This window comes from Pseudomonas sp. 22072, from assembly GCF_052046095.1.
Classification (GTDB): Bacteria; Pseudomonadota; Gammaproteobacteria; order Pseudomonadales; family Pseudomonadaceae; genus Aquipseudomonas; species Aquipseudomonas paracarnis.
Genome location: NZ_JBQEQE010000004.1, coordinates 37,689 through 61,327, shown reverse-complemented (window position 1 = coordinate 61,327; position 23,639 = coordinate 37,689). Strand labels below are relative to the sequence as shown.

Genomic DNA, 23,639 nt, shown 5'->3' with positions numbered 1-23,639 from the left:
AGTTTGGCAGGGTTCAGGAGGGCCAGGTCGAACGTCCTTAAGAGTGCAAAGACTTATGGCAAAGCGTGACTATTACGAAGTATTGGGTGTGGAGCGTGGCGCCAGCGAGGCGGACCTGAAGAAGGCCTACCGTCGCCTGGCGATGAAACACCACCCGGACCGTAATCCGGATAACAAAGAATCCGAAGAGATGTTCAAAGAGGCCAACGAGGCCTACGAATGCCTGTGTGATCCCAATAAGCGTGCGGCTTACGACCAGTATGGCCATGCTGGCGTCGACCCGAGCATGGGCGGCGGCGGTGCCGGTTTTGGTGGTCAGAACTTCTCCGATATTTTCGGCGACGTATTCAGCGACTTCTTCGGCGGCGGCCGGGGCGGCCAGCGTGGCGGCCCTCAGCGCGGCAGTGACTTGCGTTACACCCTGGAGCTGAACCTGGAAGAAGCCGTGCGCGGCACCAGCGTCAATATCCGTGTGCCGACGCTGGTCAACTGCAAGCCGTGCGACGGCTCGGGTGCGAAGAAAGGCTCTTCGCCGATCACTTGCCCGACCTGCGGCGGTATCGGGCAGGTGCGCATGCAGCAGGGCTTCTTCTCGGTGCAGCAAACCTGCCCGCGTTGCCATGGCCAGGGCAAGATCATTTCCGATCCGTGCGATTCCTGCCACGGCGAAGGCCGCGTTGAAGAGTACAAGACGCTGTCGGTGAAGGTACCGGCGGGTGTGGATACCGGTGATCGTATTCGCCTGTCGGGCGAAGGCGAGGCGGGTGCCCAGGGCGGCCCTACGGGCGACCTGTACGTGGTGATCAATGTGCGCGAGCACTCGATCTTCCAGCGTGACGGCAAGCACTTGTTCTGCGAAGTGCCGATCAGCTTTGTTGATGCGGCCCTGGGTGGCGAGTTGGAGATTCCGACGCTGGATGGTCGGGTCAAACTCAAGATTCCCGAGGGGACTCAAACCGGCAAGCAGTTCCGCATTCGTGGCAAGGGCGTTGCGCCCGTGCGCGGTGGCGGTGCTGGCGACCTGATGTGCCGTGTGGCGGTGGAAACTCCGGTGAACCTGAATCGTCGTCAGCGTGAACTGCTGGAAGAGTTCCGCAGCTCGCTGGAAGGCGATGACTCGCACTCGCCGAAGACTACGGGCTTCTTCGACGGTGTAAAACGCTTCTTCGGCGACCTGTAAGGATCTGAATATGCGACGTATAGCCGTAATGGGCGCTGCCGGGCGCATGGGCAAGACGCTGGTCGAGGCGGTGCAGCAACGCTCGCCGGCCTCCGGGCTGACGGCGGCGATTGTTCGCCCAGGCAGTACGTTGATCGGCGCGGACGCAGGTGAGTTGGCCTCGTTGGGTCGCATCGGTGTTTCGTTGTCTGGCAACCTCGAGCAGGTGGCGGACGAATTCGACGTGCTGATCGACTTCACCCTGCCGGAAGTGATGCTGAAAAATCTGGCCTTCTGCCGTAGGGCGGGCAAAGCTATGGTGATCGGTACCACCGGTTTGAGCGCCGAGCAGAAACAGTTGCTGGTGGAGGCGGGCAAGGATATTCCGATCGTCTTCGCTGCCAATTTCAGCGTGGGCGTAAACCTGTCGCTGAAATTGCTGGACCTGGCGGCGCGCGTGCTGGGTGATGAGGCTGATATCGAGATTATCGAGACTCATCACCGTCACAAGATCGACGCTCCGTCGGGCACTGCGTTGCGCATGGGTGAAGCTATTGCCGATGCGCTGGGCCGCGATTTGTCGAAAGTGGCGGTATACGGGCGTGAAGGCCACACCGGTGAGCGCGCACGCGACACCATCGGTTTTGCAACCGTGCGCGGTGGTGATGTGGTTGGCGATCACACCGTGCTGTTCGCCACCGAAGGCGAGCGCCTGGAGATCACGCACAAAGCCTCCAGCCGCATGACTTTCGCCAAGGGCGCGGTGCGTGCTGCGCTTTGGTTGGACGGCCGCGAGCCGGGCCTGTACGACATGCGTGACGTGCTGGACCTGCACTAAGCAGTAGCTAAAACGGGGGCTCAGGATTATCCTGTGGCCCCGTTTTTACCCGCTAGGCGACGTCCTGTCGCATTCCCCTGCCTTTAAGGCTCATTAGCGGTGGACCAAAAAAGCCTTTTTCTGTAAGCTACAGCTTTAGTGTGTCCACTAAAAGCGCGCAGAATAATTCAGTGAAGAAGCGGGGTGACGTGTCCATACGTCACTCCGCTTTTTTACAACCTGCGATCGCCCTTTCAGGCTTTATTTACGGGAGGTCTTCTTGACTAAGCCAGCCATACTCGCCCTTGCTGATGGCAGCATTTTTCGCGGCGAAGCCATTGGAGCCGACGGTCAGACCGTTGGAGAGGTGGTGTTTAACACTGCCATGACCGGCTATCAGGAAATCCTTACCGATCCTTCCTACGCCCAACAGATCGTTACCCTGACCTATCCGCACATCGGCAACACCGGCACTACGCGGGAAGATGTCGAGTCTGATCGTGTCTGGTCGGCGGGCCTGGTGATTCGTGACCTGCCACTGGTTGCGAGCAACTGGCGTAACACGATGTCGCTGTCCGATTACCTGAAAGCCAACAACGTTGTGGCGATCGCGGGTATCGATACGCGCCGCCTCACGCGCATCCTGCGTGAAAAAGGCTCGCAGAACGGCTGCATCATGGTCGGTGACAATATCTCCGAAGAGGCGGCGATTGCCGCGGCGCAAGGTTTCCCTGGCCTGAAGGGCATGGACCTGGCGAAAGTCGTCAGTGTCAAAGAGAAGTACGAGTGGCGTTCCACTGTGTGGGATCTGAAGACCGACAGCCACGCGACTATCGAGGCTGCCGATCTGCCTTACCACGTGGTCGCCTATGACTACGGCGTCAAGTACAACATCCTGCGCATGCTGGTCGAGCGCGGTTGCCGTGTGACCGTGGTGCCCGCGCAAACCCCTGCCAGCGATGTGCTCGCGATGCAGCCGGACGGTGTGTTCCTCTCCAACGGCCCGGGTGACCCTGAGCCATGCGACTACGCTATCCAGGCCATCAAGGACGTGCTGGAGACCGAGATTCCGGTGTTCGGCATCTGCCTTGGCCACCAGTTGCTGGCTTTGGCCTCCGGCGCCAAGACCCTGAAAATGGGCCACGGCCACCACGGTGCCAACCACCCGGTACAAGACCTGGACACTGGCGTTGTGATGATCACCAGCCAGAACCACGGTTTTGCGGTGGATGAAGCCTCCCTGCCGAGCAATGTGCGCGCCATTCACAAGTCGCTGTTCGACGGTTCCCTGCAAGGCATCGAGCGCACCGACAAGAGCGCGTTCAGCTTCCAGGGCCACCCTGAAGCCAGCCCGGGCCCGAACGACGTAGCGCCGCTGTTCGACCGTTTCATCAATGAGATGGCCAAGCGACGCTGACTGAGTGGCCTGCGGGCGGCCCCGGATTGCGGTGGCCCCCGCAGGCTCTTCAAAGATTGTTCAAGACGGCTTGCCGACTGACCTGCGGATTTGAGTGACAAACCCATGCCAAAACGTACAGACATAAAAAGCATCCTGATTCTCGGCGCTGGCCCGATCGTGATCGGCCAGGCCTGCGAATTCGACTACTCCGGCGCCCAGGCCTGTAAAGCCCTGCGCGAGGAGGGCTACCGCGTCATCCTGGTGAACTCCAACCCGGCCACCATCATGACCGACCCGGCCATGGCCGACGCCACCTACATCGAGCCGATCAAGTGGCAGACCGTTGCCAAGATCATCGAAAAAGAGCGTCCGGACGCGCTGCTGCCAACCATGGGTGGCCAGACCGCTCTGAACTGTGCCCTGGACCTGGAGCGCGAAGGCGTCCTGGAAAAGTTCGGCGTAGAGATGATCGGTGCCAATGCCGACACCATCGACAAGGCTGAAGACCGTTCGCGTTTCGACAAGGCCATGAAGTCCATCGGTCTGGCGTGCCCACGTTCCGGTATCGCCCACAGCATGGAAGAAGCCAATGCGGTCCTCGAGACCCTGGGCTTCCCGTGCATTATCCGTCCGTCCTTCACCATGGGCGGCACCGGCGGTGGTATTGCCTACAACCGTGAAGAGTTCGAAGAAATCTGCGCCCGTGGCCTCGACCTGTCGCCGACCAAAGAGCTGCTGATCGACGAATCGCTGATCGGCTGGAAAGAATATGAGATGGAGGTTGTCCGCGATAAGAAGGACAACTGCATCATCGTCTGCTCCATCGAAAACTTCGACCCGATGGGCGTGCACACTGGTGACTCGATCACCGTGGCGCCAGCACAGACCCTGACCGACAAGGAATACCAGATCCTGCGTAACGCCTCCCTGGCGGTATTGCGCGAGATCGGCGTTGAAACCGGCGGTTCCAACGTCCAGTTCGGCATCTGCCCGGACACCGGCCGCATGGTCGTGATCGAGATGAACCCACGTGTATCGCGTTCTTCGGCCCTGGCCTCGAAAGCGACGGGCTTCCCGATTGCGCGTATCGCCGCCAAGCTGGCTATCGGCTACACCCTGGACGAGCTGCAAAACGAAATCACCGGCGGCGCTATGCCGGCGTCTTTCGAGCCGTCTATCGACTACGTTGTGACCAAGCTGCCGCGCTTTGCCTTCGAGAAATTCGCCAAGGCGGATGCGCGCCTGACTACCCAGATGAAGTCGGTCGGTGAAGTCATGGCCATCGGTCGCACGTTCCAGGAATCCCTGCAGAAAGCTCTGCGCGGTCTGGAGGTTGGTGTTTGCGGCCTGGACGAGAAGCTCGACCTGAGCAACCCGGAAAGCATGAGCATCCTCAAGCGCGAGCTGACCGTGCCGGGCGCCGAGCGTATCTGGTACGTGGCTGACGCCTTCCGTGCAGGCCTGAGCGTCGAAGATATCTTCGGCATGAACATGATCGACCCATGGTTCCTGGTGCAGATCGAAGATCTGATCAAGGAAGAAGAGAAGGTCAAGACGCTGGGTCTGTCGTCTATCGACCGCGACCTGATGTTCCGCCTCAAGCGCAAAGGCTTCTCCGACCAGCGTCTGGCCAAGCTGCTGGGTGTGACCGAGAAGAACCTGCGTACTCATCGCCACAAGCTGGATATCTTCCCGGTCTACAAGCGCGTTGACACCTGCGCCGCAGAATTCGCCACCGACACGGCTTACATGTACTCCACCTATGAGGAAGAGTGCGAAGCCGCGCCGACGGGCCGCGACAAGATCATCATCCTGGGTGGCGGTCCGAACCGTATCGGCCAGGGCATCGAGTTCGACTACTGCTGCGTACACGCCGCCCTCGCCCTGCGCGAAGATGGGTACGAGACCATCATGGTCAACTGCAACCCGGAAACGGTTTCCACTGACTACGACACTTCCGACCGCTTGTACTTCGAGCCGGTAACGCTGGAAGACGTATTGGAAATCTGCCGCGTCGAGAAGCCTAAAGGCGTGATCGTCCAGTACGGCGGCCAGACCCCGCTGAAACTGGCGCGTGCCCTCGAAGCCGCTGGCGTGCCGATCATCGGTACCAGCCCGGATGCAATCGACCGTGCCGAAGACCGTGAGCGTTTCCAGCAGATGGTTGAGCGCCTGAACCTGCGTCAGCCGCCGAACGCCACCGTGCGCAGCGAAGACGAAGCCATTCGCGCGGCCAGCAAGATCGGCTACCCGCTGGTGGTGCGTCCGTCCTACGTACTGGGCGGCCGGGCGATGGAAATCGTCTACGAAGAAGAAGAACTCAAGCGCTACCTGCGTGATGCGGTGAAAGTCTCCAACGACAGCCCGGTGCTGCTGGATCACTTCCTCAACTGCGCCATCGAAATGGACGTGGATGCGGTATGCGACGGTACTGACGTCGTGATCGGCGCGATCATGCAGCACATCGAGCAGGCCGGCGTTCACTCCGGTGACTCCGCGTGCTCCCTGCCGCCGTACTCGCTGCCGGCGCACATCCAGGACGAGATGCGCGAACAGGTCAAGAAGATGGCCCTGGAACTGGGTGTGGTCGGCCTGATGAACGTACAGTTGGCGCTGCAAGGCGAAGACATCTACGTCATCGAAGTCAACCCGCGTGCTTCGCGTACCGTACCGTTCGTGTCCAAGTGCATCGGTGTGTCCCTGGCCATGATCGCTGCGCGTGTGATGGCTGGTAAGACCCTGAAGGAAATCGGCTTTACCAAGGAAATCATTCCGAACTTCTACAGTGTGAAAGAGGCGGTGTTCCCGTTCGCCAAATTCCCTGGCGTGGACCCGATCCTGGGCCCAGAGATGAAGTCCACCGGTGAAGTGATGGGTGTGGGCGATACCTTCGGTGAAGCGTTCGCCAAGGCCCAGATGGGTGCCAGCGAAGTGCTGCCGACCGGCGGTACTGCGTTTATCAGCGTACGTGATGACGACAAGCCACTGGTTGCAGGGGTCGCCCGCGATCTGATCAACTTGGGCTTTGAAGTCGTGGCTACCGCCGGGACCGCCAAGCTGATCGAAGCTGCCGGCCTGAAAGTACGTCGCGTGAACAAGGTGACGGAAGGCCGTCCGCATGTGGTCGACATGATCAAGAATGACGAAGTCACTCTGATCATCAACACCACCGAAGGTCGCCAGTCGATCGCGGACTCCTACTCCATTCGTCGTAATGCCTTGCAGCACAAGATTTACTGCACCACTACCATTGCTGCTGGCGAAGCTATCTGTGAAGCGCTGAAGTTCGGTCCGGAAAAGACCGTGCGTCGCTTGCAGGATCTACACGCAGGATTGAAGGCATGAGCATAACCAAATACCCGATGACCGTTCAGGGCGCGCGCGCCCTGGAAGAGGAGCACGCCCATCTGACCAAGGTCGTACGTCCAAAGCTGAGCCAGGACATCGGTACGGCCCGCGAGCTAGGTGACTTGAAGGAAAACGCCGAATACCACGCTGCTCGCGAGCAGCAGGGTATGGTCGAGGCGCGGATTCGTGACATCGAAGGCCGTATGCAGAATGCGGTGATCATCGATGTCACCACCATCCCGCATACCGGCAAGGTAATTTTCGGGACGACCGTGGAAATCGCCAACGTCGAGACCGACGAAAGCGTGACTTACCAGATCGTGGGTGAGGATGAGGCTGACTTCAAGCAAGGCAAGATCTCTGTCGGCTCGCCGATTGCTCGCGCCTTGATTGCCAAGGAAGAAGGCGATGTGGTCGCCGTGAAAACGCCGAGCGGCGTCATTGAGTACGAGATTGTCGAAGTTCGTCACATCTGAAAGACGGCGCCCGCTGCGTGCGGGCGCCATGCTTTGGCAGCTCTCTCAGATGCTTTGGGTGGGTGGCCTTTGGCTGTTACATGTTGGCGTGTTGCCGGCGTTGGGCCTGATTGGCCTGGCGCCGCTGCTGATCGATGAGATCGACGGATTGCTGAGTGCGCTGCTGGTGGGTTTTTCGGCGGCGTGCGTGATGCTTCAGGCGTTGGTGCTGATCACGGCCGAAGGCTTGAAGAGTTTGTGGCGGGATATTCGCGGCCAACTGCTGTTGATGGCGCTGTATGCATGCGCAATGTTTTGTATGGTGCATGTGTGGCTGCCGCAAGCGTTGCGCTGGCAGTTGTTCAGCTATCTTGTGCTAGGGTTCTCTGGCTTGGTGCTGGTTACGCAGCCTGCGCCGGGATGGAGTGGCGGGGCGCGCGAAGCACGCCCTTGACCCTTTTCATCATTTGAAGCGATGAACGTTCGACAGTTGCTTGTTGACGCTGAAGTTCTTGCGATACAGCAGCGCCATCTTGCCGATGACCTGAACCAGGTCCGCTTTGCCGACCTTGCACAGTTCTGCAACGGCAGCCAGGCGCGCTTCGCGATCAAGGATGTTGACCTTGATCTTGATCAGTTCGTGATCGTTCAGTGCGCGCTCGAATTCGGCTAGCACACCCTCAGTCAAACCGTTGTCTGCCACAATCAGAACTGGTTTCAGATGGTGGCCAATGGATTTGTACTGTTTCTTCTGCTCTTGAGTGAGCGGCATAATCTGACCCCTGCGTCTGATCTTGTAAAAAGCGGCGGCCAGTTTACCCGAGCGAGTCCGGGACCGCCCAGTTAATCACGACCCGTTTTATTTTTTCGAGGTGGCCCGTGGCCCGTTCCAAAACCAGCCTTAAGTGGCTACAAGAACATTTCAATGATCCTTACGTCAAAAAGGCGCAAAAGGACGGCTATCGTTCCCGGGCCAGCTACAAGCTGCTGGAGATCCAGGATAAGGACAAATTGATTCGTCCAGGCATGAGCGTTATTGATCTCGGCGCGGCCCCCGGTGGCTGGTCCCAGGTGACCAGTCGTCTGATTGGTGGGCAAGGTCGATTGATCGCTTCGGACATCCTTGAGATGGACAGCATCCCGGACGTGACCTTTGTTCACGGCGACTTCACCGAAGACAAAGTATTGGCCGAGATCCTGGAGGCTGTGGGAAATTCGCAGGTAGACCTTGTGATTTCCGACATGGCCCCCAATATGAGTGGATTACCGGCTGTTGATATGCCGCGTGCCATGTTCCTGTGTGAACTGGCGCTGGATTTGGCCGGTCGGGTGTTGCGTCCGGGTGGCGATTTCCTGGTGAAGGTGTTCCAGGGCGAAGGTTTCGACGAGTACCACAAGAACATTCGCAAGTTGTTCGACAAGGTACAAACCCGCAAGCCGGACTCATCCCGTGACCGGTCCAGGGAGCAGTATCTGCTGTGCCGTGGCTTCCGCGGCGTCGAAGGCGCTGCAAGCGAAGAGCGTTTTTGAGAAATTCGAGGAGGGCGATAGGTTTTTTTATATCGCTTTCGTCACGAAGCTTTACGAATATTGTGTAGTCAAAGTTTCACAAAGGGTTACAGACGGCGCCTGCCAGAGTTGTAGGTAATGTAGTAAGTTAGGCCGGTGAATATCATGCGAAGCGCGCGCCAGTAGCGGAGCTTGCTTCAGAGGGTAGTTAATTGAACGATATGGCAAAGAATCTGATCCTGTGGTTGATCATCGCGGCTGTCCTGGTGACGGTGATGAACAACTTCTCCAGCCCTAACGAGCCGCAGACCCTCAACTATTCCGACTTCATCCAGCAAGTTAAGGATGGCAAGGTCGAGCGCGTAGCGGTTGATGGCTACGTGATTACCGGTAAGCGCAACGATGGCGACAGCTTCAAGACCATTCGTCCTGCCATTCAGGACAACGGTCTCATCGGTGACCTGGTGGATAACAAGGTCATTGTTGAAGGCAAGCAGCCTGAACAGCAAAGCATCTGGACCCAGCTCCTGGTAGCCAGCTTCCCGATCCTGGTGATTATCGCCGTGTTCATGTTCTTCATGCGCCAGATGCAAGGTGGCGCGGGAGGCAAGGGCGGGCCGATGAGCTTCGGCAAGAGCAAGGCGCGCCTACTCTCCGAAGACCAGGTGAAGACTACCCTGGCTGACGTTGCGGGTTGCGACGAAGCCAAGGAAGAAGTCGGTGAGTTGGTCGAGTTTCTGCGTGATCCGGGCAAGTTCCAGCGCCTGGGTGGCCGTATTCCTCGCGGTGTGCTGATGGTGGGCCCACCGGGTACCGGTAAAACCTTGCTGGCCAAGGCGATTGCCGGCGAAGCCAAGGTGCCTTTCTTCACGATTTCCGGTTCTGACTTTGTCGAGATGTTTGTCGGCGTCGGCGCCAGCCGTGTTCGCGATATGTTCGAGCAGGCCAAGAAGCACGCGCCATGCATCATCTTCATCGACGAAATCGATGCCGTTGGTCGCCATCGTGGCGCTGGCATGGGTGGTGGTCACGATGAGCGCGAGCAGACCCTCAACCAATTGCTGGTAGAGATGGATGGTTTCGAGATGAATGACGGCATTATCGTCATCGCCGCAACCAACCGTCCCGACGTGCTGGACCCTGCGTTGCTGCGTCCTGGCCGTTTCGACCGTCAGGTTGTGGTCGGCCTGCCGGACATTCGTGGTCGTGAGCAGATCCTGAAAGTGCACATGCGCAAGGTGCCAATGGGTGACGACGTGGCTCCGGCTGTGATCGCCCGTGGTACTCCCGGGTTTTCCGGTGCTGATTTGGCGAACTTGGTGAACGAGGCTTCGCTGTTCGCTGCCCGTACTGGCAAGCGTATCGTTGAGATGAAAGAGTTCGAATTGGCGAAAGACAAGATCATGATGGGCGCCGAGCGCAAATCCATGGTCATGTCCGAGAAAGAGAAGCAGAACACCGCTTATCACGAGGCAGGTCACGCCATTGTAGGTCGCGTTGTGCCTGAGCATGACCCCGTCTACAAAGTGTCGATCATTCCTCGTGGTCGGGCACTGGGTGTGACCATGTTCCTGCCGGAAGAAGATCGCTACAGCCTCTCCAAGCGTGCGCTGATCAGCCAGATCTGCTCGCTGTATGGTGGCCGTATTGCTGAAGAAATGACCCTTGGCTTCGACGGTGTGACCACTGGTGCCTCCAATGACATCATGCGTGCCAGCCAGATCGCACGAAACATGGTGACCAAGTGGGGCTTGTCGGAAAAACTCGGCCCATTGATGTACGCCGAAGAAGAAGGCGAAGTGTTCCTCGGCCGTGGCGGCGGTGGGCAAAGCGCCAGCTTCTCGGGTGAGACAGCCAAGCTGATCGACTCCGAGGTTCGCAGCATCATTGACCAGTGCTACGGCACGGCCAAGCAGATCCTGACTGACAACCGTGACAAGCTGGACGCCATGGCTGATGCGTTGATGAAGTACGAAACCATCGATGCCGACCAGATCGACGACATCATGTCGGGCCGTACGCCGCGTGAGCCGCGCGACTGGGAAGGTGGTTCGGGTACTTCGGGCACTCCGCCTGTGGTGCAGAATGAGCGCCCTGAAACGCCTATCGGCGGCCCGGCAGCTGATCACTAAGGTTTGAAATGACTTCTGCTTTGTCCTCTACCCGGTTGCCTTGCGGCAACCGGGTTCTTGATTTGGCCCGGACGCATGTCATGGGCATCCTCAATGTAACCCCTGACTCCTTTTCCGATGGTGGCCGCTTCAGCCAGTTGGATGCCGCGTTGCGTCATGCCGAGGCGATGGTGGCTGCCGGTGCGACGCTGATTGATGTGGGTGGGGAATCGACCCGCCCCGGCGCCCGCGTTGTTTCTCCTTTGGAGGAGCTGGAGCGGGTGGCGCCCGTGGTCGAACGTATTGCCCGTGAGCTGGATGTCATCATCTCGGTAGACACCTCCACCCCGGCAGTGATGCGCGAAACCGCGCGGCTGGGGGCTGGGTTGATCAATGATGTGCGTTCGCTGCAGCGTGATGGAGCCCTTGATGCGGCCGCCGCAACGGGCCTGCCCGTCTGTCTGATGCATATGCTGGGTGAGCCCGGCAACATGCAGGACAATCCGCACTACGACGATCTGGTCGGCGAGGTGAGTGGGTTTCTTGCTGAGAGGATTGCCCAATGTGTGGCTGTGGGTATTGCGCCTGAGCAGATCATCCTCGATCCGGGGTTTGGCTTTGCCAAGACCCTGCAGCACAATCTAAGCCTGTTCAAACACATGGAAGCGCTGCACGCCCTTGGTCGCCCGCTGTTGGTCGGTGTGTCGCGCAAGAGCATGATAGGGCTCGCCCTTAATCGCCCGATCGGCGAACGCCTGTATGGCGGCTTGGCGCTTGCGGCGCTTGCCGTGACCAAGGGCGCACGTATTTTGCGTGTGCATGATGTCGTCGAAACGGTCGATGTGGTGCGCATGCTCGCTGCTGTAGAATCAGCCGAATAAGAATGATGGAGTACTTATGACTAAAAAATATTTTGGCACCGACGGCATTCGTGGTCGGGTCGGCGAATTCCCGATCACCCCTGATTTCATGCTCAAGCTGGGTTGGGCGGCAGGCATGGCGTTCCGCAGCATGGGCGCGTGTCGCATCCTGGTGGGCAAGGACACCCGTATTTCGGGCTACATGTTTGAGTCTGCGCTGGAGGCCGGGTTGTCCGCCGCCGGGGCTGATGTGATGCTGCTGGGCCCCATGCCCACGCCGGCAATCGCTTACCTCACGCGTACCTTTCACGCCGAAGCCGGTATTGTGATCAGCGCCTCCCACAATCCTCATGATGACAACGGCATCAAGTTTTTCTCGGGGCAGGGCACCAAGCTGCCTGACGAGATCGAGTTGATGATCGAGGAGCTGCTGGATGCGCCGATGACGGTGGTTGAGTCGAGCAAGCTGGGCAAGGTGTCGCGCATTAACGACGCGTCAGGTCGCTATATCGAATTCTGTAAAAGCAGCGTTCCGAGCAGCACCAATTTCGCAGGCTTGAAGATTGTTGTCGATTGCGCCCATGGTGCGACCTACAAGGTGGCGCCGAGCGTCTTCAAGGAGTTGGGCGCACAGGTCAGCGTGCTGTCGGCTCAGCCCAACGGCTTGAACATCAACGACAACTGCGGTTCCACCCACATGGAGCAGCTGCAGGCTGCAGTGCTGGCTGAGCATGCAGACCTGGGCATCGCTTTTGATGGCGATGGCGACCGCGTGCTGATGGTGGACCATACCGGCATGATCGTGGATGGTGATGACCTGTTGTTCATCATTGCCCGTGACCTGCACGAGCGTAACAAGTTGCAAGGTGGCGTGGTCGGCACCCTGATGAGTAATCTGGGGCTGGAGTTGGCGTTGGCAGAACTGGGGATTCCCTTTATTCGCGCCAATGTCGGTGACCGCTATGTGATCGCCGAACTGCTGGAGCGTAACTGGTTGGTTGGCGGTGAGAATTCCGGGCATGTGGTCTGCTTCCAGCACACCACCACGGGTGACGCTATCATCGCCGCGCTACAGGTGCTGTTGGCCCTGCGTCGCCGCGAAGAGAGCCTGGCCCAGGCGCGCCAAGCCCTGCGCAAATGTCCGCAAGTGCTGCTCAATGTGCGTTTTGCCGGTGGCGAAAACCCCATCGAGCACCCTGCTGTCAAAGAGGCTTGCGAGCGCGTGACCCAGGCAATGGCGGGGCGCGGGCGTGTGTTGCTGCGCAAGTCCGGCACAGAGCCGCTGGTGCGTGTGATGGTCGAAGGCGAGGACGAAACACAGGTTCGCGGCCATGCCGAAGACCTGGCAAAACTGGTAACTGAAGTTTGCGCCTGAATTCGGCTTGCCAGTGATGATGTGGTTGGGTAACATCTGCGCCCACTTTGACCGACGGGGTACAGCATGCGTCGCACTATGGTAGCTGGTAACTGGAAGATGCACGGTACCCGCGCCAGTGTCGCTGAGCTGATCAACGGCCTTCGTCACTTGGCCTTGCCTAGCGGTGTTGACGTCGCGGTGTTCCCGCCTTGCTTGCATATCAACCTAGTGGTTGATGGCTTGAAAGGCAAGTCGATTCAGGTCGGCGCGCAGAACTCTGCGGTAGAGCCGATGCAAGGTGCGTTGACCGGCGAGATTTCGCCGAGTCAGCTGGTTGATGCGGGTTGTTCCTATGTGCTTGTCGGGCATTCCGAGCGTCGCCAGATGATGGGCGAGCGGGATGGGACGCTCAACCGCAAGTTCGCCGCAGCACAGGCTTGTGGCTTGATTCCGGTGTTGTGCATAGGGGAGACCCTTGAGCAGCGCGAATCGGGCAAGACTCTTGAAGTTGTCTCGCGTCAGCTGGGCAGCATCATCGAGGAGCTGGGTGTTGGTGCATTTGCAAAGGCAGTTATTGCTTACGAGCCGGTCTGGGCCATTGGCACCGGGCTGACTGCTACACCGCAACAGGCGCAGGATGTGCACGCAGCCATCCGCGCGCAGTTGGCGGCAGAGAATTCTGAAGTTGCACAAGGTGTGCGGCTTCTATACGGCGGCAGCGTGAAGGCGGCCAATGCGGTCGAACTGTTCGGCATGCCGGATATCGATGGGGGGCTCATTGGTGGAGCTTCCCTGAATGCAGATGAGTTCGGTGCGATCTGTCGCGCCGCGGGAAACTGAAAAAATGCTGGAAACAGTCGTAGTCGTTTTTCATCTGTTGGCTGCCCTGAGCGTAGTTGCTCTGGTTTTGTTGCAACAGGGTAAAGGTGCGGATGCTGGTGCGTCTTTCGGTGCAGGTGCTTCAAATACTGTGTTCGGAAGCCAAGGTTCCTCTACCTTTCTTAGTAAGTTTACTGCTATACTTGCCGCAGGTTTCTTCATAACCAGCTTAGGGTTAGGTTACTTTGCTAAAGAGAAAGCTCATGTGCTGACTCAAGTAGGTTTGCCAAACCCAGCAGTGTTGGAAGTTCCAAAAGCAAAACCGGCTTCTGATGATGTCCCGGTGCTTCAAGAGCAAAAGTCGGCTACTCCAGCGACTGACGTACCTCCAGCTCAAGAGCAGAAGTAAGAAGGGTTGTAAATGCTGTATTGCCGAGGTGGTGGAATTGGTAGACACGCAACCTTGAGGTGGTTGTGCCCATAGGGTGTAGGGGTTCGAGTCCCCTTCTCGGTACCAATTATCAGGAGAGCCCGCTGTTGCGGGCTTTCTTGTAGGTGGAAGGTTACATTGACCCTGTAAGGGATCGGTCGTATACTTCCGCCCCAGCTTTGTCGCGGGGTGGAGCAGTCTGGTAGCTCGTCGGGCTCATAACCCGAAGGTCGTCGGTTCAAATCCGGCCCCCGCAACCAGTTTTAGCGGAGCCCCTTTTAAGGGGCTTTTTGTTAGCTGGACACTTTCAACGCCGCTGTTCGACGGCGTTTCAAGGATGGGCGTTTCGCCCATTTTTTTATTTTGCACAGCATGCACATACATGCACGAGGGGGTTCAGGTGTCGAGCAAGCTAGAAGAGTTGCAGGCCTTGTTGGCCCCGGTGGTCGTGGCCCTAGGCTATGAATGCTGGGGTATTGAGTTTTCGGCTCAAGGTCGCCACTCAATGTTGCGCGTTTATATCGATAAAGAGGGCGGCGTGCTGGTGGACGATTGTGCCATTGTCAGCCGTCAGATCAGCGGTGTGCTGGATGTTGAAGATCCAATCTCCGTTGAATACACCCTTGAAGTTTCCTCGCCAGGCATGGAACGCCCACTGTTCACTATCGAGCAGTTTGCTAAATATGCCGGTGAACAAGTGAAGATCAAGCTGCGCTCCCCCTTTGAAGGGCGACGCAACTTTCAGGGCCTTCTGCGCGGTGTAGAAGAGCAGGATGTCGTGGTGCAGGTAGAAGACCACGAGTTCCTGTTGCCGATCGATATGATCGACAAGGCCAACATTATTCCCAGTTTTGACTGAGACGCGGATCCCGCGGATCCAATGGCTTGCGAAAGGCGAGGCGTACGATGAGCAAAGAAGTACTGCTGGTTGTTGAGTCGGTATCCAATGAAAAGGGTGTACCGGCAAGCGTGATTTTTGAAGCGTTGGAGCTGGCCCTGGCCACTGCTACCAAGAAACGTTTTGAAGACGAAGTAGATCTGCGTGTGGAAATCAACCGCCACACCGGTGCCTATGAGACTTTCCGTCGCTGGACGGTGGTCGAAGAGGACGATCTTGATGATCCGGCCATCGAAACCTGGCCAAGCAAGGTTGCGCAAACGCATCCGGGCGCCCAGGTTGGCGATGTTGTCGAAGAAAAGATCGAGTCGATCGAATTCGGCCGTATTGCTGCACAGACCGCCAAGCAGGTCATCGTGCAGAAGGTTCGCGAAGCCGAGCGCGCTCAAGTCGTTGACGCCTATCGCGAACGCCTGGGTGAAATCATCTCTGGCACCGTGAAAAAAGTTACCCGCGACAACGTGATCGTCGACCTGGGCAACAACGCCGAAGCGTTGCTGGCCCGCGAAGACATCATCTCTCGCGAAACCTTCCGTGTCGGCGTGCGTCTGCGTGCGCTGCTCAAGGAAATCCGCACCGAGAACCGCGGCCCGCAGTTGATCCTGTCGCGTACCGCGCCGGAAATGCTGATCGAGCTGTTCCGTATCGAAGTGCCGGAAATCGCCGAAGGCCTGATCGAAGTGATGGCTGCGTCCCGTGACCCGGGTTCGCGTGCCAAGATCGCGGTCCGCTCCAAGGACAAACGCATCGACCCGCAAGGCGCTTGCATCGGTATGCGCGGTTCGCGCGTCCAGGCAGTGTCGGGCGAATTGGGCGGTGAGCGTGTGGACATCGTCCTGTGGGACGATAACCCGGCGCAGTTCGTGATCAACGCCATGTCGCCGGCTGAAGTGGCGGCAATTATCGTTGACGAAGATGCCCATGCAATGGACATCGCCGTTGGCGCAGACAATCTGGCTCAGGCCATTGGTCGTGGTGGTCAGAACGTGCGTCTGGCCAGCCAACTGACCGGTTGGACCCTGAACGTGATGACCGAATCGGACATCCAGGCTAAGCAGCAAGCTGAAACCGGTGACATCCTGCGCAACTTCATCGAAGAGTTGGAAGTCGATGAAGAGCTGGCACAGGTGCTGGTAGATGAAGGCTTCACCAGCCTGGAAGAGATTGCCTACGTACCGTTGGAAGAAATGCTCAACATCGACGGCTTTGACGAAGATATCGTCAACGAGCTCCGCGCTCGGGCCAAGGATCGTTTGTTGACTAAAGCCATCGCTACTGAGGAAAAGCTGGCAGACGCCCATCCGGCCGAAGACCTGCTCTCGCTTGAGGGTATGGACAAGGATTTGGCGATGGAACTGGCGGTGCGCGGCGTAATTACCCGCGAAGACCTGGCCGAGCAGTCTATTGACGATCTGCTCGACATCGACGGCATTGACGAAGATCGTGCCGGCAAGTTGATCATGGCCGCCCGAGCCCATTGGTTCGAGTAATTAGGCGCGGCCTGAGGAGAGAAGTGCATGACGCAAGTCACGGTGAAACAACTGGCCGATGAGGTCAAAACACCGGTAGAGCGCCTGTTGCAGCAGATGCGTGAGGCAGGTCTGCCGCACACCGCCGCCGATGAAGGTGTGAGCGATAGTGAGAAGCAGTCTTTGCTGACTCACTTGAAGAGCAGCCACAAGGCGAAAGTGGAAGAACCGCGCAAGATTACATTGCAGCGCAAAACCACCAGCACCCTGCGGGTTGCGGGTAGCAAGAGCATCAGCGTTGAAGTACGCAAGAAGAAAGTCTTCGTACAGCGCAGCCCGGAAGAAATCGAAGCCGAGCGCAAACGCGAGCTGGAAGAACGTCGCGCAGTAGAAAATGCTGCACGTCAGAAGGCTGAAGAAGAAGCCAAGCGTCGCGCCGAAGAAGAAGCGCGTCGCCAGCCTGCTGCTGCGCAACCTGCTGCCACTGACGCGGTCGCCGCCCCTGTTGAAGCTGTGCGCGAGGCTGCCCCGGCTGCCGCCGCACCTGCTCCTGCAGCAGACGCCCGCAAGCGCGACGAGCCTCGTCGTCCGGACAAACCACGTGCTGACGATAACAATCGTCGCGGTGGTGGTGGCGATGGCGAGCGTAAAAACGCTCCGCACCGCGCCTCGGTCAAAGAGAAAGCGCCTGCGCCACGCGTTGCCCCACGTACCACCGACGAAGAAAGCGATGGCTTCCGTCGTGGTGGTCGCGGCAAGGCCAAGCTGAAGAAGCGCAACGCCCACGGTTTCCAGAGCCCAACCGGCCCTGTCGTGCGTGAAGTGAAGATCGGCGAGACCATCACTGTGGGCGATCTGGCCCAGCAGATGTCGGTCAAGGCTGCTGAAATCATCAAGTTCATGTTCAAGCTGGGCACTCCAGCCACCATCAACCAGGTACTGGACCAGGAAACTGCCCAGTTGGTTGCTGAAGAGCTGGGCCACAAAGTGACCCTGGTCAGCGACACCGCCCTGGAAGATTCCCTGGCCGAGTCCCTGAAGTTTGAAGGTGAAGCGGTTTCCCGTGCGCCGGTCGTGACCGTAATGGGCCACGTTGACCACGGTAAGACTTCCCTGCTCGACTACATCCGTCGTGCCAAGGTTGCCGCAGGCGAAGCCGGTGGTATTACCCAGCACATCGGTGCATACCACGTTGAAACCGAGCGCGGCATGGTCACCTTCCTCGACACCCCAGGTCACGCCGCGTTTACCGCAATGCGTGCCCGTGGTGCGAAGGCGACCGACATCGTGATTCTGGTGGTTGCAGCGGACGACGGCGTAATGCCGCAGACCATTGAAGCTGTCCAGCACGCCAAGGCTGCCGGTGTTCCTCTGGTCGTTGCCGTGAACAAAATCGACAAGCCGGGCGCCGATCTCGATCGCATCCGTAGCGAACTGTCGGTTCACGGCGTGACGTCCGAGGAATGGGGTGGCGAGACGCCATTCGTATCGGTCTCGGCGAAAATGGGTACCGGCGTTGACGAACTGCTCGAAGCGGTCCTGTTGCAAGCCGAAGTCCTGGAACTGACCGCTACTCCATCGGCTCCTGGCCGTGGCGTCGTGGTTGAGTCCCGTCTCGACAAGGGCCGTGGCCCGGTTGCCACCGTGCTGGTCCAAGACGGTACCCTGCGCCAAGGCGACATGGTGCTGGTCGGTTCGAACTACGGCCGTGTACGTGCCATGCTCGACGAGAACGGCAAGCCAATCAAGGAAGCAGGTCCTGCTATCCCAGTCGAGATTCTCGGCCTGGACGGTACGCCGGACGCTGGCGACGAGATGAGCGTAGTGGCTGATGAGAAGAAAGCCCGTGAAGTGGCTCTGTTCCGTCAAGGCAAGTTCCGCGAGGTCAAGCTGGCCCGTGCTCACGCCGGCAAGCTGGAAAACATCTTCGAGAACATGGGCCAGGAAGAGAAGAAGACGCTTAACATCGTCCTCAAGTCTGACGTTCGTGGTTCCCTCGAAGCGTTGAACGGCGCCTTGAACGGCCTGGGTAACGACGAAGTGCAAGTGCGCGTTGTCGGTGGCGGTGTCGGTGGTATCACCGAATCCGACGCCAACCTGGCACTGGCTTCCAACGCTGTACTGTTCGGCTTCAACGTGCGTGCCGATGCTGGCGCTCGCAAGATCGTCGAGCAGGAAGGCCTGGACATGCGTTACTACAACGTCATCTACGACATCATCGAAGACGTCAAGAAAGCACTTACCGGTATGCTTGGCAGCGACGTCCGGGAGAACATCCTGGGTATCGCCGAGGTGCGTGACGTGTTCCGCTCGCCGAAATTCGGTGCGATCGCCGGCTGCATGGTGGTTGAAGGCACTGTGTACCGTAACCGTCCAATCCGTGTACTGCGTGAAGACATCGTTATCTTCGAAGGCGAGCTGGAATCCCTGCGCCGCTTCAAGGATGACGCTGCCGAAGTACGTGCCGGCATGGAATGCGGTATCGGCGTCAAGAGCTACAACGACGTCAAGGTTGGCGACAAGATCGAAGTCTTCGAGAAGGTTCAGGTTGCTCGCAGCCTCTAACTCGCGCACTTCAGGAGCCGCGCAGCGTGTGGGCATGCAGATGCCCCGCGTAGCGTCAGGACTCTAAACGCAACGCCCGGTCTGGCTTTTGTCAGGCCGGGCGTTTGCCGCTTTCAGACCCCACGGGTTTCACCGTGTGGCAGTAACAGGTAACAAGACATGGCAAAAGAATACAGCCGTACCCAGCGTATCGGCGATCAGATGCAGCGTGAGCTGGCCCAACTGATCCGCCGCGAAGTCAAAGACCCACGCGTTGGCCTGGTCACCATTACCGCTGTTGAAGTGAGCCGTGACGTGGGTCACGCCAAGATCTTCATCACTGTGATGGGGCAGGACAACAGCGAAGAAATCGCGCAAAGCATCAAGGTGCTCAACTCCGCCGCAGGTTTCCTGCGTATGCAGTTGGCCCGTGAAATGAAGCTGCGCAGCGTTCCACAGCTGCACTTCCATTACGACGAAAGCGTCGTGCGTGGCGCGCACCTGTCGGCATTGATCGAACGCGCCGTGGCTGAAGACAGCCAGCACCCGTCCACACCTGAAGACGCCAAGGAGTAAGCGGTGGCTCAGGTCAAACGTATCCGTCGCAACGTCAGTGGCATCATTCTGCTCGACAAACCCATTGGCTTTACCTCCAATGCCGCGTTGCAGAAGGTGCGCTGGCTGCTCAATGCCGAGAAGGCCGGGCATACCGGCAGCCTTGATCCATTGGCCACCGGTGTATTGCCGTTGTGCTTTGGCGAGGCCACCAAGTTTTCGCAATACCTGCTTGATTCCGACAAGGGTTACGAAACCCTGATGCAACTGGGCAAGACCACCACCACGGCGGATGCCGAAGGTGATGTTTTGCAGGTTCGCGACGTGACCGTTGGTCGTGCGGATATCGAAGCTGCCTTACCCGCTTTTCGTGGGCAAATCAGTCAGATACCGCCGATGTACTCGGCACTCAAGCGCGATGGCCAGCCACTTTACAAGCTGGCACGTGCGGGCGAAGTAGTGGAGCGCGAACCGCGTTCTGTTACTATTGCGCGCTTGGAATTGCTCGCTTGTGAAGGCGACGCTGCCCGTTTGGCCGTGGACTGCAGCAAAGGCACCTATATCCGTACCCTGGTGGAAGATATTGGTGAGCAACTTGGCTGTGGCGCGTACGTTGCAGAACTGCGACGCACACAGGCCGGGCCTTTCAGCCTGGCCCAGACGGTCACGCTGGAAGAGTTGGAAGCGGTACACGCCGAGGGCGGCAATGAAGCGGTTGATCGCTTCCTCATGCCATCGGACAGCGGTTTGCTGGATTGGCCATTGCTGCACTTTTCGGAGCACAGCGCGTTCTACTGGCTCAACGGCCAGCCGGTACGCGCCCCGGATGCCCCGAAGTTCGGCATGGTGCGAGTACAGGATCATAACGGTCGCTTTATCGGTATCGGTGAAGTGAGCGAAGACGGGCGCATCGCGCCGCGTCGGCTGATTCGGTCAGAATGACCGAACGAGTGTGGCTGTTAACAGGCATGGTCAACACTCATTTTTAGATACAGGGATTTGTCCCTGGCCTGTTGAAACTGCCCTTTGGGTGGTTTCCTGAAAAAAGGATTGCCTCATGGCTCTCGACGTTCAAGAAAAAGCACAAATCGTAGCTGACTATCAGCAAGCTGTTGGTGACACTGGTTCGCCAGAAGTGCAAGTTGCACTGCTGACCCACAACATCAACAAACTGCAAGGTCACTTCAAGGCCAACGGTAAAGACCACCACTCCCGTCGTGGTCTGATCCGCATGGTAAACCAGCGCCGTAAGCTGCTGGACTACCTGAAAGGCAAGGATCTGGGTCGTTATCAGACTCTGATCGGTCGCCTGGGTCTGCGTCGCTAATAAGCGATTGCGCTAGAGGTTGGTTGTCTGCCGCGTGTCATCGGGATTCCCGGTGGCCCGTGGTAGGCTCCCAGCCTCAAGTTTTATCTGGATACACGTTTTACCCTGGACGAGCGTCGGGCCGATTCCCGGCATTGCCCAAGAATTTCGCAAGAAGACAAGTTCCCCCAAGAGCCACAAAGAAGGTAGGACACCGTGAACCCGGTTATCAAAAAATTCCAGTTCGGTCAGTCGACCGTTACCCTCGAGACAGGCCGTATCGCCCGTCAAGCCTCCGGCGCAGTGCTGGTTACCGTTGACGACGACGTGACCGTATTGGTGACCGTTGTTGGCGCCAAGACCGCTGACCCGAGCAAGGGCTTCTTCCCTCTGTCCGTTCACTACCAGGAAAAGACTTACGCTGCCGGTAAGATCCCTGGCGGTTTCTTCAAGCGCGAAGGCCGTCCTTCCGAAAAAGAAACCCTGACTTCCCGACTGATCGACCGTCCGATCCGTCCGCTGTTCCCAGAAGGCTTCATGAACGAAGTGCAGGTTGTCTGCACCGTCGTTTCCACCAGCAAGAAGACCGATCCGGACATCGCTGCGATGATCGGTACCTCGGCTGCCCTGGCCATCTCCGGTATTCCTTTCGATGGCCCGATCGGCGCTGCCCGCGTTGCGTTCCACGAAAGCACCGGCTACCTGCTGAACCCGACTTACGAGCAACAGAAAGCCTCGAGCCTGGACATGGTCGTTGCCGGTACGTCCGAAGCCGTATTGATGGTTGAATCGGAAGCCAAAGAGCTGACCGAAGACCAGATGCTGGGTGCCGTACTGTTTGCTCACGACGAGTTCCAGGTTGTGATCAACGCGGTTAAAGAATTGGCTGCCGAAGCTGCCAAGCCAACCTGGACCTGGGCTGCTGCCCCGGAAGCCACCGAACTGCTGGGTGCTATCCGCTCCGAGTTCGGCGCTGCCATCTCCGACGCCTACACCATCACCGTCAAGGCCGACCGTTATGCTCGCCTGGGTGACCTGAAGGACCAGGTCGTCGCCAAGCTGTCCGGCGAAGAAGGCCAGCCTTCTTCCAGCGAAGTCAAAGCTGCTTTCGGTGAGATCGAATACCGCACCGTTCGCGAAAACATCGTTAACGGCAAGCCACGTATCGACGGTCGCGACACCCGCACCGTGCGTCCGCTGAACATCGAAGTCGGCGTTCTGCCGAAGACTCACGGTTCGGCGCTGTTCACCCGTGGCGAAACCCAGGCACTGGTCGTTGCGACCCTGGGTACTGCCCGTGATGCACAACTGCTGGACACCCTGGAAGGCGAGAAAAAAGACCCCTTCATGCTGCACTACAACTTCCCTCCGTTCTCGGTGGGCGAGTGTGGTCGTATGGGCGGTGCAGGTCGTCGCGAAATCGGTCACGGCCGTCTGGCCCGTCGTTCGGTTCAGGCCATGCTGCCTGCCGCTGACGTGTTCCCGTACACCATCCGTGTCGTATCGGAAATCACCGAGTCCAACGGTTCCAGCTCCATGGCTTCGGTCTGCGGTGCTTCCCTGGCTCTGATGGACGCCGGTGTGCCAATGAAGGCGCCGGTTGCCGGTATCGCCATGGGCCTGGTTAAAGAAGGCGAGAAGTTCGCCATCCTGACCGACATCCTGGGTGACGAAGACCACCTGGGCGACATGGACTTCAAAGTAGCCGGTACCGCCAAAGGTGTGACCGCGCTGCAGATGGACATCAAGATCAAAGGCATCACCGAAGAGATCATGGAAATCGCCCTGGGCCAAGCCCTGGAAGCGCGCCTGAACATCCTCGGCCAGATGAACCAGATCATTGGTCAGTCCCGCACCGAACTGTCGGAAAATGCTCCGACCATGATCGCGATGAAAATCGACACCGACAAAATCCGTGATGTCATCGGTAAAGGCGGCGCGACCATCCGTGCGATCTGTGAAGAGACCAAGGCTTCGATCGACATCGAAGACGACGGTTCGATCAAGATCTTCGGCGAAACCAAGGAAGCGGCTGAAGCAGCACGCCAGCGCGTCCTGGGTATCACCGCTGAGGCTGAGATCGGCAAGATCTACGTTGGTAAGGTTGAGCGCATCGTCGACTTCGGCGCGTTCGTCAACATCCTCCCGGGCAAAGACGGTCTGGTTCACATCTCCATGCTGAGCGATGCTCGTGTTGAGAAAGTGACCGACATTCTGAAAGAAGGCCAGGAAGTGGAAGTGCTGGTACTGGACGTGGACAACCGCGGCCGTATCAAGCTGTCCATCAAGGACGTAGCAGCAGCCAAGGCTTCGGGCGTTTAATCACCCGCAGGCTTCACGCTGAAAAAAGGACTCCTCGGAGTCCTTTTTTTATGGGCGCGAGAAAATGAAGCAGAATCAGCTGTTTAGCGTCGCCCAAAAGCCGCAACTTGCATGCAGGCACGACGGGCTTCATGCAAGTTGCACGATTTCGAAAATTCATAGATTTCATAACTCGTTGTTTATTAAGGAATTTAATCCGTTCGGCGAGTTGGCACACTGCCTGCAATATCCCTGGTAGCGCTGCAGCATGAAGGTTTACGCCTGCAGACTTTTAATAAAAC

General features: G+C 58.3%; 20 protein-coding genes and 2 tRNA genes. 21 read left to right on the top strand and 1 reads right to left on the bottom strand.

Annotated features, from left to right (window positions below):
• Positions 1–55: 55 nt before the first annotated feature.
• The 6 genes from dnaJ (at position 56) to ACTJLA_RS05385 (ending at position 7,632) form a co-directional block, all read left to right on the top strand.
• Complete coding sequence (gene dnaJ, locus ACTJLA_RS05410) at positions 56–1,180, top strand: molecular chaperone DnaJ (protein ID WP_054896114.1); 1,125 nt, start codon at positions 56–58, stop codon at positions 1,178–1,180.
• 10 nt (positions 1,181–1,190) lie between these two features.
• The gene (gene dapB / locus ACTJLA_RS05405; protein WP_054896113.1) at positions 1,191–1,997 is read left to right on the top strand and encodes a 4-hydroxy-tetrahydrodipicolinate reductase; all 807 of its coding nucleotides are present in this window, start codon (positions 1,191–1,193) and stop codon (positions 1,995–1,997) included.
• 259 nt (positions 1,998–2,256) lie between these two features.
• Positions 2,257–3,393 carry a glutamine-hydrolyzing carbamoyl-phosphate synthase small subunit gene (carA, locus tag ACTJLA_RS05400; protein WP_314551584.1) on the top strand — a complete coding sequence of 379 codons (1,137 nt, stop codon included), beginning with the start codon at positions 2,257–2,259 and terminating at the stop codon, positions 3,391–3,393.
• A gap of 105 nt (positions 3,394–3,498) precedes the next feature.
• Entirely contained in the window at positions 3,499–6,720 is a 3,222-nt protein-coding gene (gene carB, locus ACTJLA_RS05395; protein ID WP_003194205.1) for a carbamoyl-phosphate synthase large subunit, read from the top strand.
• A 2-nt stretch (positions 6,721–6,722) separates the two neighbouring features.
• Positions 6,723–7,199, top strand: a complete 477-nt coding sequence (gene greA, locus ACTJLA_RS05390; protein WP_032873232.1) for a transcription elongation factor GreA — start codon at positions 6,723–6,725, stop codon at positions 7,197–7,199.
• Between the two features lie 28 nt (positions 7,200–7,227).
• A complete protein-coding gene (locus tag ACTJLA_RS05385) occupies positions 7,228–7,632 on the top strand; it encodes an MFS transporter (protein ID WP_198862998.1) in 405 nt (134 codons plus the stop codon).
• A gap of 9 nt (positions 7,633–7,641) precedes the next feature.
• Here the strand turns inward: ACTJLA_RS05385 and ACTJLA_RS05380 are convergent, their stop codons facing one another.
• The gene (locus tag ACTJLA_RS05380; protein WP_003176146.1) at positions 7,642–7,950 is read right to left on the bottom strand and encodes a YhbY family RNA-binding protein; all 309 of its coding nucleotides are present in this window, start codon (positions 7,948–7,950) and stop codon (positions 7,642–7,644) included.
• 107 nt (positions 7,951–8,057) lie between these two features.
• Here ACTJLA_RS05380 and rlmE point away from each other — a divergent pair, with 107 nt between their 5' ends.
• From rlmE to pnp, 15 genes are all read left to right on the top strand, one after another.
• Positions 8,058–8,708, top strand: a complete 651-nt coding sequence (gene rlmE, locus ACTJLA_RS05375; protein ID WP_014719954.1) for a 23S rRNA (uridine(2552)-2'-O)-methyltransferase RlmE — start codon at positions 8,058–8,060, stop codon at positions 8,706–8,708.
• 200 nt (positions 8,709–8,908) lie between these two features.
• The gene (gene ftsH, locus ACTJLA_RS05370; RefSeq protein ID WP_034127004.1) at positions 8,909–10,819 is read left to right on the top strand and encodes an ATP-dependent zinc metalloprotease FtsH; all 1,911 of its coding nucleotides are present in this window, start codon (positions 8,909–8,911) and stop codon (positions 10,817–10,819) included.
• Between the two features lie 8 nt (positions 10,820–10,827).
• Complete coding sequence (gene folP, locus ACTJLA_RS05365; protein ID WP_314551602.1) at positions 10,828–11,679, top strand: dihydropteroate synthase; 852 nt, start codon at positions 10,828–10,830, stop codon at positions 11,677–11,679.
• A gap of 16 nt (positions 11,680–11,695) precedes the next feature.
• Positions 11,696–13,033: a phosphoglucosamine mutase gene (glmM, locus tag ACTJLA_RS05360; RefSeq protein WP_060764101.1), complete on the top strand. Its 1,338-nt coding sequence runs from the start codon at positions 11,696–11,698 to the stop codon at positions 13,031–13,033.
• Between the two features lie 66 nt (positions 13,034–13,099).
• A complete protein-coding gene (gene tpiA / locus ACTJLA_RS05355; protein ID WP_200583814.1) occupies positions 13,100–13,855 on the top strand; it encodes a triose-phosphate isomerase in 756 nt (251 codons plus the stop codon).
• 4 nt (positions 13,856–13,859) lie between these two features.
• Entirely contained in the window at positions 13,860–14,243 is a 384-nt protein-coding gene (gene secG / locus ACTJLA_RS05350) for a preprotein translocase subunit SecG (RefSeq protein ID WP_003194191.1), read from the top strand.
• 22 nt (positions 14,244–14,265) lie between these two features.
• Positions 14,266–14,351, top strand: a tRNA-Leu gene (locus tag ACTJLA_RS05345).
• A gap of 96 nt (positions 14,352–14,447) precedes the next feature.
• Positions 14,448–14,524: transfer RNA gene (locus ACTJLA_RS05340), tRNA-Met, on the top strand.
• A gap of 140 nt (positions 14,525–14,664) precedes the next feature.
• On the top strand, positions 14,665–15,123 hold the full coding sequence (gene rimP / locus ACTJLA_RS05335; RefSeq protein ID WP_032873230.1) for a ribosome maturation factor RimP: 459 nt from the start codon (positions 14,665–14,667) through the stop codon (positions 15,121–15,123).
• A gap of 47 nt (positions 15,124–15,170) precedes the next feature.
• Positions 15,171–16,652: a transcription termination factor NusA gene (gene nusA / locus ACTJLA_RS05330; protein WP_003194187.1), complete on the top strand. Its 1,482-nt coding sequence runs from the start codon at positions 15,171–15,173 to the stop codon at positions 16,650–16,652.
• 27 nt (positions 16,653–16,679) lie between these two features.
• Positions 16,680–19,196 (top strand): translation initiation factor IF-2, encoded by a 2,517-nt coding sequence (gene infB / locus ACTJLA_RS05325; RefSeq protein WP_003194185.1) that lies wholly within the window; start codon positions 16,680–16,682, stop codon positions 19,194–19,196.
• Between the two features lie 159 nt (positions 19,197–19,355).
• Positions 19,356–19,751: a 30S ribosome-binding factor RbfA gene (gene rbfA / locus ACTJLA_RS05320; RefSeq protein WP_003176137.1), complete on the top strand. Its 396-nt coding sequence runs from the start codon at positions 19,356–19,358 to the stop codon at positions 19,749–19,751.
• 3 nt (positions 19,752–19,754) lie between these two features.
• Entirely contained in the window at positions 19,755–20,672 is a 918-nt protein-coding gene (gene truB / locus ACTJLA_RS05315) for a tRNA pseudouridine(55) synthase TruB (RefSeq protein WP_200583812.1), read from the top strand.
• A 115-nt stretch (positions 20,673–20,787) separates the two neighbouring features.
• Entirely contained in the window at positions 20,788–21,057 is a 270-nt protein-coding gene (rpsO, locus tag ACTJLA_RS05310) for a 30S ribosomal protein S15 (RefSeq protein ID WP_003177875.1), read from the top strand.
• 195 nt (positions 21,058–21,252) lie between these two features.
• The gene (gene pnp, locus ACTJLA_RS05305) at positions 21,253–23,358 is read left to right on the top strand and encodes a polyribonucleotide nucleotidyltransferase (protein ID WP_314551690.1); all 2,106 of its coding nucleotides are present in this window, start codon (positions 21,253–21,255) and stop codon (positions 23,356–23,358) included.
• The last annotated feature ends 281 nt before the right edge of the window (positions 23,359–23,639 follow it).

Excerpts from the sequence above, each read along its gene's own strand:
- dnaJ (WP_054896114.1), top strand. The coding sequence starts at position 56 with ATGGCAAAGCGTGACTATTACGAAGTATTGGGTGTGGAGCGTGGCGCC.
- dapB (WP_054896113.1), top strand. The coding sequence starts at position 1,191 with ATGCGACGTATAGCCGTAATGGGCGCTGCCGGGCGCATGGGCAAGACG.
- carB (WP_003194205.1), top strand. The coding sequence starts at position 3,499 with ATGCCAAAACGTACAGACATAAAAAGCATCCTGATTCTCGGCGCTGGC.
- ACTJLA_RS05385 (WP_198862998.1), top strand. The coding sequence starts at position 7,228 with ATGCTTTGGCAGCTCTCTCAGATGCTTTGGGTGGGTGGCCTTTGGCTG.
- ACTJLA_RS05380 (WP_003176146.1), bottom strand. The coding sequence starts at position 7,950 with ATGCCGCTCACTCAAGAGCAGAAGAAACAGTACAAATCCATTGGCCAC.
- ftsH (WP_034127004.1), top strand. The coding sequence starts at position 8,909 with ATGGCAAAGAATCTGATCCTGTGGTTGATCATCGCGGCTGTCCTGGTG.
- folP (WP_314551602.1), top strand. The coding sequence starts at position 10,828 with ATGACTTCTGCTTTGTCCTCTACCCGGTTGCCTTGCGGCAACCGGGTT.
- glmM (WP_060764101.1), top strand. The coding sequence starts at position 11,696 with ATGACTAAAAAATATTTTGGCACCGACGGCATTCGTGGTCGGGTCGGC.
- tpiA (WP_200583814.1), top strand. The coding sequence starts at position 13,100 with ATGCGTCGCACTATGGTAGCTGGTAACTGGAAGATGCACGGTACCCGC.
- secG (WP_003194191.1), top strand. The coding sequence starts at position 13,860 with ATGCTGGAAACAGTCGTAGTCGTTTTTCATCTGTTGGCTGCCCTGAGC.
- nusA (WP_003194187.1), top strand. The coding sequence starts at position 15,171 with ATGAGCAAAGAAGTACTGCTGGTTGTTGAGTCGGTATCCAATGAAAAG.
- infB (WP_003194185.1), top strand. The coding sequence starts at position 16,680 with ATGACGCAAGTCACGGTGAAACAACTGGCCGATGAGGTCAAAACACCG.
- rbfA (WP_003176137.1), top strand. The coding sequence starts at position 19,356 with ATGGCAAAAGAATACAGCCGTACCCAGCGTATCGGCGATCAGATGCAG.
- rpsO (WP_003177875.1), top strand. The coding sequence starts at position 20,788 with ATGGCTCTCGACGTTCAAGAAAAAGCACAAATCGTAGCTGACTATCAG.